Annotated in this window: 10 protein-coding genes; all 10 read right to left on the bottom strand. The window is 39.0% G+C overall.

Going from position 1 to position 12685, the window contains the following annotated elements; all coding sequences use genetic code 11:
* Window position 1: 1 nt before the first annotated feature.
* Entirely contained in the window at window positions 2–1006 is a 1005-nt protein-coding gene (gene ruvB, locus ACQV2X_RS00430; protein ID WP_428873729.1) for a Holliday junction branch migration DNA helicase RuvB, read from the bottom strand.
* A gap of 19 nt (window positions 1007–1025) precedes the next feature.
* Window positions 1026–1613 carry a Holliday junction branch migration protein RuvA gene (ruvA, locus tag ACQV2X_RS00425; RefSeq protein WP_428894149.1) on the bottom strand — a complete coding sequence of 196 codons (588 nt, stop codon included), beginning with the start codon at window positions 1611–1613 and terminating at the stop codon, window positions 1026–1028.
* A gap of 3 nt (window positions 1614–1616) precedes the next feature.
* A complete protein-coding gene (gene msrB / locus ACQV2X_RS00420; protein ID WP_428876364.1) occupies window positions 1617–2054 on the bottom strand; it encodes a peptide-methionine (R)-S-oxide reductase MsrB in 438 nt (145 codons plus the stop codon).
* On the bottom strand, window positions 2047–3930 hold the full coding sequence (gene mutL / locus ACQV2X_RS00415) for a DNA mismatch repair endonuclease MutL (protein WP_428894148.1): 1884 nt from the start codon (window positions 3928–3930) through the stop codon (window positions 2047–2049). The genes msrB and mutL overlap by 8 nt, the downstream gene beginning before the upstream one ends.
* A gap of 15 nt (window positions 3931–3945) precedes the next feature.
* Window positions 3946–6510, bottom strand: coding sequence for a DNA mismatch repair protein MutS (gene mutS / locus ACQV2X_RS00410; RefSeq protein ID WP_428876365.1), 2565 nt, complete (start codon window positions 6508–6510; stop codon window positions 3946–3948).
* A 238-nt stretch (window positions 6511–6748) separates the two neighbouring features.
* A complete protein-coding gene (gene rny, locus ACQV2X_RS00405; RefSeq protein WP_428874802.1) occupies window positions 6749–8311 on the bottom strand; it encodes a ribonuclease Y in 1563 nt (520 codons plus the stop codon).
* Window positions 8312–8561: 250 nt separating this feature from the next.
* Window positions 8562–9623 carry a recombinase RecA gene (gene recA, locus ACQV2X_RS00400; RefSeq protein ID WP_428874803.1) on the bottom strand — a complete coding sequence of 354 codons (1062 nt, stop codon included), beginning with the start codon at window positions 9621–9623 and terminating at the stop codon, window positions 8562–8564.
* Window positions 9624–9667: 44 nt separating this feature from the next.
* Complete coding sequence (locus ACQV2X_RS00395; protein WP_428894147.1) at window positions 9668–10945, bottom strand: competence/damage-inducible protein A; 1278 nt, start codon at window positions 10943–10945, stop codon at window positions 9668–9670.
* Between the two features lie 95 nt (window positions 10946–11040).
* Entirely contained in the window at window positions 11041–11622 is a 582-nt protein-coding gene (pgsA, locus tag ACQV2X_RS00390) for a CDP-diacylglycerol--glycerol-3-phosphate 3-phosphatidyltransferase (RefSeq protein WP_428876366.1), read from the bottom strand.
* Between the two features lie 3 nt (window positions 11623–11625).
* Window positions 11626–12627 carry a helix-turn-helix domain-containing protein gene (locus tag ACQV2X_RS00385; RefSeq protein ID WP_428876367.1) on the bottom strand — a complete coding sequence of 334 codons (1002 nt, stop codon included), beginning with the start codon at window positions 12625–12627 and terminating at the stop codon, window positions 11626–11628.
* Between the last annotated feature and the right edge of the window lie 58 nt (window positions 12628–12685).

Below are 12685 nucleotides of genomic sequence, written 5' to 3'. Positions count from 1 at the left end.
TCTATTTTTCTTTCAGGGGATAATTTAAATGGCGATATGTTAATTCGGTAACCATCCGTCCTCGAGGCGTACGCTTAATGAAGCCTTGTTGGACAAGATAAGGTTCATACATATCTTCCAGGGTCACGATATCTTCTCCAATGTTGGCAGCAAGGGTGGCAATTCCAACCGGTCCTCCACCATAAAATTCAATCATCGTCTTTAAAAGTTTACGATCAAGCGGGTCTAAGCCTAAAGCATCAATTTGTAAGACTTTTAAAGCTTCTTTGGTATCTTTGATATGAATATTGCCATCGCCATGAACTTGTGCAAAATCACGCACCCGTCTTAACATACGGTTAACTATTCTTGGCGTGCCACGACTTCTTACGGCCAATTCTTTACTGGCTTGATCATCGATGTCGATTTGAAAGACTCTGGCAGACCGTTTAACGATTTTTTCTAAATCTTTGACCTCATAGTACTGCATGTGGGCCATAATGCCAAAGCGATCACGCAGGGGTTGAGTAAGCATCCCCGCCCGTGTGGTTGCTCCTATTAAAGTAAAGGGTGGCAATTCAAAATGAATGGGCTGGGAACTAGCTCCTTGTCCAATAACAATATCGACATAATAATCTTCCATGGCTGAGTAAAGTACTTCTTCAACAATGCGAGGTAAGCGGTGAATTTCATCAATAAAAAGAATATCGCCAGCATCCAGTTCATTAAGAATGGCTAATAAATCACCCGGTCGCTCAATAGCTGGGCCTGAAGTTGTTTGAATTTTAACGTCTAACTCATTGGCAATCACCATGGCAAGAGTGGTTTTACCTAAGCCAGGAGGCCCATAGAGTAAGACATGATCGAGCGCTTCTGATCGCTTCAAGGCTGCTTGAATATAGACATTCAATTCGTTTTTAACCTTCGATTGACCGATATAATCTTTTAATAATTGGGGTCTCAAAGTGGTAAGCTGTTGATCATCTTCACTCAAGCTTTCACTTGATACAAATCTTTCTTGATCCATATTGATTCCTTTCTCTTGCTTATTTTATTAAGAGCTTAAAGGCTAAACTCAAACCTTCTTGGGTTGATTGGATGGCTTCTTTTTCTATTTTTGGCATGATGCGCTCAATCTCACGCTTAGAATAGCCTAAACCATCTAAGGCTTGTTTTACTTCTTCTAAATAACTATTTTTAGCTGTTGGTGAGTCTTCACTTTCTTTCATTTGACTCAAATCAAGCTTACCTTGTAAGTCTAAAATCATTTGCTGGGCTGTTTTTTTACCCACCCCTGGGAACTTCATTAAATACTTGGCATCAGCCGATTCAATAGCTTGCACCAAGCCCACTTGATCATCTAACGCTAGAATGGATAGAGCCGACTTGGGGCCAATACCGGAAACCTTATTCAATTGTAAAAAGAGGTTCTTTTCAGCCTCGTCCATAAAACCATATAAGAGCATTGCATCTTCTCTGACTACTAATTCGATAAAGAGTGTGATGCTTTCTTGCATCTTTTCTTGCCAACGGAAAGGATTAGCACACCAGATTTGGTAACCTATACCATTAGCTTCTAGAATTAAGTAAGTGGGTTGAATCTGCTTAACTTGTCCTTGAATGTATTGATACATTAACTATTCCACCCATTTCTTATAATCGCTATAACCTGCTTGGTCCATCTCCTCATAAGGAATAAAGCGTAAAGCGGCTGAGTTAATACAGTATCTCAAGCCTCCTTTATCCTTTGGCCCATCATTAAAGACATGGCCCAAATGAGAATCCGCTTGCTTGGAGCGAACTTCTGTTCGAGGTCTGGATAATTTATGGTCTTCTAATTCTTGCAATTCAGTTCCCTTAACTGGTTGAGTAAAGGATGGCCAGCCACAGCCAGCATCAAACTTATCCTTACTCGAAAATAAGGGTTCTCCTGACACAATATCAACGTAAATGCCTTTTTGGTCAAACTGGTCATATTTACCGCTAAAAGGTCTTTCAGTACCTGCTTCTTGTGTCACATGGTATTGAATGGGGTCTAATTTTTTAATTTTATCTTGATAATCTTTTTTAGTCATTTTCTCTTCCTCCTAAATGATGATCTTGAATACGTTTAAACAGTTTTTCAATAGTGGTCGGATCGAATTCGATAAATACTGGACGACCATGGGGACAATGCAATGGATCTTGCAAATCGTTCATTTCAGCAAGTAGATGAATGGCCTCACTGTCTGCTAGGCGATGGTTGGCCTTAATAGCACCACGACAAGACTGCATGATAATGCTCGCTTCTTTCAATTGATTAACTGAAAGATCTTCTTGCCGGCTCAAACGGTCTAATAAGTCTGGCACTATCTGGTCCAATTCATCGGCTTCTAACCAGGTGGGATGACTTTGCATTTGATAGGATTTAGGACCAAAAGCTTGTAAGTGAATCCCTATTTCGGCCAAACGGTCGCTATATTCTTCTGCCATTTGCGCCGTTTTTAAATCAAAACTAAATAGCTTGGGCATCAAAAAATCCTGCTGCTGGTCAACATCCACTTGGTCAGCCATTAATTTTTCATAACGGACTCTCTCTTGGGCAGCGTGTTGATCAATTAAGTAGAAAGAAGAAGGACCTTCAGCAATTAAATAGGTGCCATGAATCTGACCTACATAGCGTAGCTGACTAAAATCAATCATCTTTGGTTTTTCTTGTTGATCCAATGCCTCTTTTTCTACTGCTTGAGAGCTTAATGCTTCCATCATCCCTTGAGTCTTTTCAGTTGGGAAGTCACTGACTTTTGTGTACTCATCCATTTTTATCTGGTTAGAATCAGGACGAGACAGCTCTATAGCTTGCTTATCTTCTGCTAGATGGGATGTTTGGCTGATCCAGTCTAATTGCCCCTTATTTTGTTGGTAGAAACGAGTAGGTCTAAATAGGCTGTCTCCTGCTTCAGGAATGGCGCGGTTTTGTAATAAGCTTGCTTGAACGGCTTGAGTTAATAGTTTAGCCAGTTCCGCTTCCTTACTTAAGCGAATAGTCTGTTTGGTAGGATGCACATTGACATCTACCAAGCGAGGATCCGTTGTTATTTGAATAAAACTCAAAGGAAAACGACCGATCATTAACTGCTTGCCATAAGCCTTGATCAACACATTATTAAGAAAAGGACTCTTGACTGTTCGACCATTGACCATCCAGTGAATATAATTGCGACTAGTTCGAGTCAAGGTGGGTGGTGAGATCAATCCTTCTAGGCCAAACTCTATGTCCGATTGCTTGAAGGCTAGCATTTCTCTTGCTTGCTGGGGTGAGTACAGTTGAGCAATGGTTTGCTTCAAATCCCCCTTACCGACCGTTTGTAGCAAACGATCTCCATCTGAAATTAAAGTAAAAGAAATACTTGGATAGGCTATAGCTAAATTCTGGATTACCTTAAGAATATGGCGCATTTCAGTTTGCAGACTGGCTAAATGCTTGAGTCGGGCTGGTGTATTATAAAAAATTGAATCCACTTGCACGGTAGTCCCATTACGGGGCGGGCAAGAACCTTGATTGATTATTTTTGAATTTTCAACTTCAATAAAATGACCACTTTGACTGGCTTGGTTTGCTTCATTCCAAGTCGACTCAATTCTGATTTTGGCTACTGAAGCTATAGAAGCTAGGGCCTCTCCTCTAAATCCTAAAGAAGTAATCTGAAAAAGGTCTGGTAGGGAATATATTTTACTGGTCGCATGAGCTAAAACGGATTGATGAAGATCTTCTTCCACCATTCCTTGACCATTATCAATCACTATAATTTGTTGAATACCCGCTTCTTTTACTTCCACTTGAATCTGATCTGCTTTGGCATCAATGGCGTTTTCACACAATTCTTTAACGACTGAAGCCGGTCTTTCAACCACTTCTCCGGCTGCAATCTGATTGGCTAGAGCGATATCCATTTGTTTAATAATTCCCATTGCGGTCTCCTTTCTTTATTTCAATTCTTGTTTTAATTGGGCTAAGAAATTTAAAGCATCTAGGGGGGTCATTTGATTAACATCTACTGCTTCAAGAGCCGTTTCAATCTTCGAAGAGCTTTCTTTAGTTTGCTCTTCTTCAGGGATTGGCAAGAGATCTATTGGATCAACTTGATGGTTGCGTAAATGCTTGGCATTAGCTTCTAACTCATCCAACACCACTTGACTTTGTCGCAAGACTGATTCCGGCAGGCCTGCTAAGCGTCCTACATGAATGCCGTAGGACTTATCCGCTGGTCCAGCTAAGATCTTATAGAGAAAGACTAAATGACCGGCTTCTTCCACTGCTCCAACATGAATGTTTTTTATTTGAGAAAGTGTTTGGTCAAGGTCCGTTAATTCATGATAATGGGTAGAGAAGATGGTAGCAGCCCCCACTTTTTGAGCAATATGGTAAAGAATCGCTTCCGCTAGGGCAATACCGTCGAAGGTGGCGGTTCCTCTACCAATCTCATCAAAGAGGATAAGACTGCGGTCTGTGGCGTTTTGTAAGGCATAATTGGTCTCTATCATTTCTACCATAAAGGTGGATTGCCCACTGGTTAAATCATCAGAAGATCCAATCCGAGTAAAGATTTGATCGACTAAGGGCAGTCTCGCCTCTTTAGCAGGGACAAAACAACCGATTTGATTAAGAATCACACTGTAGGCGATTTGACGCATATAAGTCGACTTGCCCGACATATTAGGTCCGGTTAATAGTAGAACAAATTGATCTTGGTCTAAGTCAAAGTCATTGGCGATAAACTTAGCGCGTCCGATTAACTTCTCCAAAACGGGATGACGACTTTCTTTTATTTCAAAATCTTTTCTTTGATCAGACAGATGAGCTTGGGTGAAGTTTTCTTCCTCACTTAATTCAGCAAAAGAACATAAAACATCTAGAGTGGCTACCGCTTGTGCCAATTCTTGCAGTTGGCTAGAATAGGTATTTAAACGATTGCGTAATTCAATAAAGAGATGGTACTCCAACTTTTCAGCCTTTTCCTGGGCCCCCAGAATGGTACTTTCTATTTGTTTAAGTTCGTCTGTAATATAGCGTTCATTGTTAGCTAACGTTTGCTTGCGGACATAAGTCGGATCGTCAAAGTCTTGTGCTTGCAGACGGCTCATCTCTAGGTAATAGCCAAAGACTTTATTATAGCCTACTTTCAGGGTTTTTAGGCCGGTTCTTTGACGTTCACGCTCTTGATAATCAATTAGCCAACTTTCACCATTATCTAAAGCATCACGATAACCATCCAACTGCTTATGATAGCGGTCTTTAATGATTCTACCTTCTGTTAATGAAATCGGTGGATTATCGACCAAAGCTTCATTAATAATAGCCAAAAGCTCATTAAATTCAGGCAAGGCTTGAAATTGATCCACTGAATCCATGCTTTCGTTCAATTGTTGGAGATACTGATTAAGAAGGGGTATTTGTTTTAAAGACTGGCGCAATTGGTCAACTTCTCTAGCATTGGCAGTCTGTAAAGATAGTTTTGTTACCAAGCGTTCAAGGTCATAGATATTTTTTAAAATATTGATTAATTCAAGGCGAAGAAAGTAATGATTAATTAAACCGGCTACCTTTTGATGGCGGCTAATTAAAGCTTGTTTTTGTAATAAGGGTTTATCCAACCACTGATGTAATAGTCTTCCTCCCATGGCCGTTTGCGTGCGGTCTATCAGCCACAATAAAGACCCTTTTCGCTTTTGCGTTCTTAAAGATTCGGTTAATTCTAATTGCACCTTAGTGTATTGATTCATCTGCAAGTAGGCAGATAAGGTATACTCTTCCACCTCTTTTAAATAATCAAAAGCATGCGGTTGAATCGATTGGAGATAAGCTGATAAGTATTTTAAAAGTTCTGTTTGAACAGGGCTTGCCTCTTTTAGCTTAAAGAAATTTTCTGTTAAAGCGGCAGGTGTAAAGGTTGATTTAAAAGCCGTAATCCTTTCTTGCAGTAGGCTCAGTTCTTCTTGGCTAAAACCTGATCTTCCTTCCTCATCGATAATCCACTCACTGGGTTTAACCGTTTGGATTTCACTGACAAATTGATTCCAATCTTCTGTTTGAGTCATCCGACTTTGACCCGTTGAAATATCCACATAAACCAAATGGTAAGTGTTTTTTGCTTTTAAAAAAGCGGCTAGGTAATTATTTTCTTTGTGTTTGAGTGCTTGGTCGACCAAAATGGTTCCTGGTGTAATGATTTGAACAACATCTCTTTTGACCATCCCTTTGGTGAGTCGTGGATCTTCTAATTGTTCACAAATAGCCACTTTATAGCCTTCTTGGATTAAACGACGGATATATTCGGTGGCTGAATGATAAGGAACCCCACACATGGGCACTGGATCTTGGGCTTTTTTATTACGGGAAGTCAGCGTGATTTCTAATACTCTTGCAGCAGTAATAGCATCTTCATAAAACATTTCATAAAAATCGCCTAAACGAAAAAACAAGATGGAATCTTGATGCTTGGCTTTAATGGATAGATATTGTTGCATCATAGGGGTTTCTTTACTTGACATGGCTACTCATCCTCTAGTTCATTTAATCGTTGATTGGTTTTGAATTGATATCATAATAATGACATAAGCCAAATAAGCTTTCTTTCTACTTGCTTGTTAATAATTAATTAATAACAATTTGAGATTTAAGCAAAGGTTCTCTTAGAAGTAAAGGTTTTGACTAGTTCTATTTTAGCAAAAGCTCTCATCATTATCATGATATAAAAAGCACAACTCCAAAAGGGGTTGTGCCTTGTCTTTATTTCGCATACTCTACGGCTCGTATTTCGCGTATCACCGTTACTTTAATATTTCCTGGATATTTCATTTCATTTTCAATGCGTTGTTTCACACTTCTTGCTAAAGCAGCCGCTTTAGCATCATTGATCTTGTCTGGAGCGACAATCACACGTACTTCTCGACCTGCTTGGATAGCATAGGATTGAGTAACGCCTTCATTTTCATTGGCGATTTCTTCCAATTGTTTCAAGCGACGAATGTAGTTTTCTAAGGATTCACTTCGTGCACCTGGTCTTGCAGCAGATAAGGCATCAGCCGCTGCGACTAATTCTGAAATAACAGAAGTTGCTTTAGTATCGCCATGGTGAGAAGCAATTGCATTAATAACTACCTCATTTTCTTTATAACGATTAGCAATTTCTGCACCAATTTCAACGTGAGAACCTTCAATTTCTTGGTCTAATGCTTTACCAATATCATGAAGTAAGCCCGCTCTTTTGGCTAAGACTACATCTTCATTCAATTCACCGGCCATTACCCCTGCTAACTTTGCAACTTCAACAGAGTGTTTTAAGACATTTTGACCATAGGAAGTCCGGTAAGCTAAACGACCGATAATTTTAATTAGATCAGGATGAATAGCGTGAATACCAACATCAAAGACAGCTTCTTCACCGACTTCGCGGATGCGCTCATCCATTTCCTTACGTGCCCGCTCAACCATTTCTTCAATCCTAGCAGGATGAATTCGGCCATCTTGAATTAAATGTTCAAGAGCGAGCTTAGCAATTTCTCGACGAATTGGATCAAAGCCACTTAAAACGACTGTTTCAGGTGTATCATCTACAATTAAATCGATACCTGTTAGACTTTCTAAGGTACGAATATTCCGTCCTTCTCGACCAATAATCCGACCCTTCATATCATCATTTGGCAAGTGCACAACCGATACAGAATTATCTGTGACTAGGTCTGTTGCCGAACGTTGAATAGCTTGAAGAATGATTTCTTTCGCATTACGGTCCGCTTCTTCTTTAGCTTTTTGATCAGCATCACGTATCATGACAGCCATTTCGTTAGAAAGTGTCTCTTCTGTCTCTTTAAGAATGATTTCTTTTGCATCATCTCTTGACATCATAGCAATTCTTTCTAATTCTTCTTGGCCTTTTAAGATAAGTTGTTCAATTTCACTTTCCTTTTCAACCAATTCATCTTTACGTTTTAAATAATCTGCTTCTTTATTTTCTAATAGAGATTCTCGATTATCTAAAGTATTGCTTTTCTTATCCAGGTTTTCTTCTTTTTGAATTAAACGATTTTCAAATTTTGTCGCTTCTTGGCGACGATCTTTCAGCTCGTTTTCAATCTCATTACGGTATTTGATATTTTCTTCCTTCGCTTCAAAAAGCGCTTCGCGTTTTAAAGTTTGGGCTTGATTTATCGCATCATCAATAATTGCTTCGGCATTTGCTTTTGCACCCGCAATATTTTTTTCATCTGATTTTTGTTTAACGATATAACCAATAACAAAACCAGCAATTAAAGCAACGATAGCGAAGGCGAGTGGAATCAAATTTTCCATAAGAGTCACCTCCGTATCTATTTAGTTTTTTCATTAATTAATATGGTGTAAAAATTAATCGTGGCTTTCCACAATTTTTATAATACTTTTAATCGCAGCCATAGTCAAATAATTCAAAGGATCATTATGACTATTTAGCCTCAAATTTTTCTGACGCTTTTTTATAAAAAAGAAGACCCTCATTGGATTGAGGGGCCTTTTAAAGCTTTATAATTTGCGTTTTGCTAGTTTTAAAAAAATATCTCAAAAATTATTTTTTAATTTCTTTAATTTTTTCTAGTGCTTCTTCATCGGCTTCTTCAGAAGTTACTGCCGAATGTCCACCAATTTGATAATGCTGTCTAACTTGTTGATCAATCTCTTCAAAGATGTGTGGGTTATCTTCTAAGAATTGTTTAGCACTTTCGCGTCCTTGACCAATTCTTTCTTCTTTATATGAATACCAAGAACCTGCCTTGTTAATAATATCCAAATCAGATGCCATGTCTACAAGCTCTCCAATTTGCGAAATACCGTAACCATAAACAATGTCGACCATGGCTTCTTTAAACGGTGGTGCCAGTTTATTTTTAACGACTTTAATTCGTGTCCGGTTACCATACACATCACCGCCTTGCTTAAGGCTTTCAGTTCTTCTGACTTCAAGACGAATAGAAGAATAAAACTTCAAGGCACGACCACCAGGGGTTACTTCTGGGTTACCGAACATTACACCCACCTTTTCACGAATCTGGTTAATAAAGAAAGCAATCGTATTGGTTTTATTAATTGAGCCGGACAATTTACGCATGGCTTGCGACATCAAACGCGCTTGCAAACCAATGTGCGAATCTCCCATCTCTCCTTCAATCTCAGCTCGTGGTACTAAGGCTGCTACAGAGTCAACCACTACAATATCGACTGCTCCTGATGAGACCAAGGCATCTGCTATTTCTAAAGCTTGTTCTCCTGTATCTGGTTGAGAGAGTAATAATTCGTTAATATCAACTCCTAATTTCTCAGCATAAACAGGATCTAAAGCATGCTCAGCATCGATAAAGGCAGCCAAGCCCCCCTTCTTTTGGACAGATGCAATGGCATGTAGGGCAACAGTAGTCTTACCAGAAGATTCCGGTCCATAACATTCAATGACCCGTCCTCGTGGATAACCGCCAATTCCAAGGGCCACATCTAGGGCGAGGGAGCCTGAAGGAACTGTATCAATTTCAACGCTTGTTCGATCACCCAAACGCATGATTGCACCTTTTCCATAACTTTTTTCTATATTTTTTAGCGCTTGATCTAAGGCTTTTTGTCTGTTGGCATCTACCATATTATTTCCTCCGTTCATCAAGGTAATCTTATCTTAACAATTTCTTAGTCCAAACTCAAGTTTTTTGCGAACTTTTGTTCGACTACTCTCTTAATTAATTCATAACCATAATTAGTGGCCAAGTCCCGTACATAGTCGCGCCCTCGATTGGGAAGCATGAGTTTCTGCCATTCGGTCGGACGATTTTTACTTGCACAAGCCAGATAGACTTCTCCAGCTGGATGTCCTTGATCAGAGCCCGGACCCGCTACTCCGCTTAAAGCCAGAGCGAGGTCACTGCCACTTAATTTTAAGCATTGTTCGGCCATAGCACAAGCGCATTGCTCACTATAGACTGAATATTCTTCAATTATCATAGGATCAACCGATAACAAATCTACCTTGGTTTGCGCTTGATAGACCACAAAGCCACCCTTTATGACTGTTGAAGCACCTGGAATCTGAGTGAGGCGACTGAGCATTTTACCTCCTGTTAAACTCTCAGCACCAGAAAGAGTGAGATTCAGCTGCTTCAATCGATCAATCAAATAAGCTTCTATAGTATGTTCTCTTCCTTCACCTATGTAATAGTCTTTTAATTTAGCGATTATTTGCTGGGCTGTTTTTTCTAATAATTGGTTATTGTCAGCTATTTTTTCTTGCTTTTGATTCAAGACTAGGCGAATATGTCTAGGCTTAGCATAAATCGCGATTTCCAGCTCTTTTGTTTTTTTAATAATTGGATCTAATATATGGGCCACTTGCGACTCGCCAATCCCATAAAAATTTAAATAGATGGATTTAATTGCTATGGTCTGGTCAATTTTTTCTTTAAAATAAGGTAAAACTTCTTTTTCAAGCATGGCCTTTAACTCACTAGGTGGGCCTGGTAAACATAGGTAATATTGATTAGCATCAGCAGCAAAATATAAGCTGCCACAGGCTAAGCCATCTTCTGTATGAAAACAATACCCCTCTTTAAAGGTTAAAGCTTGTTTATACTCTAAGGGTGAAAGTTGACGATTTTGTTTTTTAAAATAATCTTGAATGTATTGCCATTGTTGAAAATCAACAATTAATTCTTGACCAAGAAAGTGGGCTAAACTTTCTTTGGTTAAATCATCATGGGTCGGCCCTATCCCACCAGCTAAAACAATTAGTTCTGCTCTAGTCGCAGCGATTCTAATTGCTTCTTCAAGTCGCGTTGGATTGTCGTCTACCACTTGTTGGTTGAAAGACAAAATACCTATTGAAGCAAATGCTTGAGCTAGTAGTGCTGCGTTGGTATTAATGGTCTGTCCTTGAACCAATTCGGTCCCCACTGTGATAATTTCTAACTTCATTGCAGGCCCTCCATTTTATATATACCTATTAAAATTAAAAAAGGTGTTTTCTTTAAAAAAAAGCCATCAAAACGATGACTTTTAATGAAAATAATCTACTTAATATCGGTAAAAAGATGTCTCGCTTTATAAAAATATTCTACACCTGAATATACAGTAAAGAATAAAGCAACTCCCATTAAAAAATGTGCCAATGAGAAAGGCAACCATGTAAAGCCAGCATTCTTCCAAAGAAAGAACAAAATGGCAAACATTTGACTGAAGGTTTTAACTTTTCCAGGCCAGGCCGCTGCCATTACTTTACCATTAGATTGAGCGAGTAGAACTCTTAAACCGGTCACTAATAACTCACGACTAATAATAATAATAACGATCCAAGCTGGGATGAATTGGTGTTCAACCAACAGGATAAGTGCTGCAATGACTAACAGCTTGTCTGCCATTGGATCCGCAAAGACACCAAAGGAAGTGACTAAATGTAATTTTCGCGCTAAGTAACCATCCAAATAGTCCGTAAAGGATGCTATGGCAAATACGAGCCCCCCAATAAAGTAAGGGGTAGCAAGAGTCGTTCCTAACAGTGTTAGATTGCCCCAATCCAAAGGTAAAGTTAAAAGACAAACAAAGATAGGGATTAAGAATATTCTAAAAACAGTTAAACGATTAGCAATGTTCATAATTTACTCTCCTGATGAATAATTGGGGTCTAATACCGCTGGACCTTCATAAGAAGTTTCTTCATTCTTTTCTCCCAGCTCATCAATGGCTAGCTCTTCAGTTGAAGAGGCAGTTTCATCTTTAACTTTAAAGATAATAACGCCAGGAACACTCGGATCAGGCTCAACTGTTTTACCGTTGACTATAAATTGAGCCCCTTCTGGATAACCTAATTCCATCCGCACAGTCTTGGTTGTATCATTGGCTTGATGTTCTAAAACTTCATCTTTAGAAATCGTTTGGTCAACTACCATACTTCCTTCTTCATAAATACCGACCCAAACAAAGGCATTTCCTTTGGCACCAAATTGATAATTTTCAATTGGACCTTCTAATTGGTAGGTTTTAATCTCGCCAGCTTGAGAGATTTCAGTAATTACTTCTTTTCCAACTAAAAGCTGGTTTTCCGCTAAGTCTTTTTTGTTATTAGCTTTTTCAGTCACCTCTGGCTCTTTTGTCGATCCATCGACTGGATTAGCCGACGGCTTAACAATTTCTAAGACATCAGCATTATTATTGGTTTGAGCGACTTGATTATCTTCCGTTGAAATCTGACGAATGGTATAAATTAAGATACCGATAATACAGATAATAATTGCTGATAGAATAGCCATGGGAATATAAGAGAGGATTTTCTCCATCCGATTCGATTCATCATTTAAATGACGGCTACGTAACCGACTTGGCATTTCAGCCTCTTCTTCTCTTATCGGACTGCTTTCATTGTTTTGCACTTCCAACTCACTAGCATATTCCTTTAAAAGAGTATCTCCATCTAAACCTACCATATCGGCATACTGTTTCACAAAGGCTCGGGCATAGAAATTTCCCGGTAGTTCTTCCAGTTGGCCTTCTTCGATCGCTTGTAAATATTTTTTTTGAATTTTAGTCATTTGTTGCAGGGTATTAAGTGTATACCCTTTATTTACGCGTGCTTCACGTAATCTTGTTCCTAATTCACTCATAATTATGACCCCTTCTATCTCTATCATTCACATTATAGCACAGTTAAAAGCCTTGGGT

It is taken from the genome of Facklamia sp. P12945 (assembly GCF_050409485.1).
Lineage (GTDB): Bacteria > Bacillota > Bacilli > Lactobacillales > Aerococcaceae > Facklamia.
Note: the sequence above shows the minus strand (reverse complement) of the source record. Positions and strands in the feature narration are given on the sequence as shown.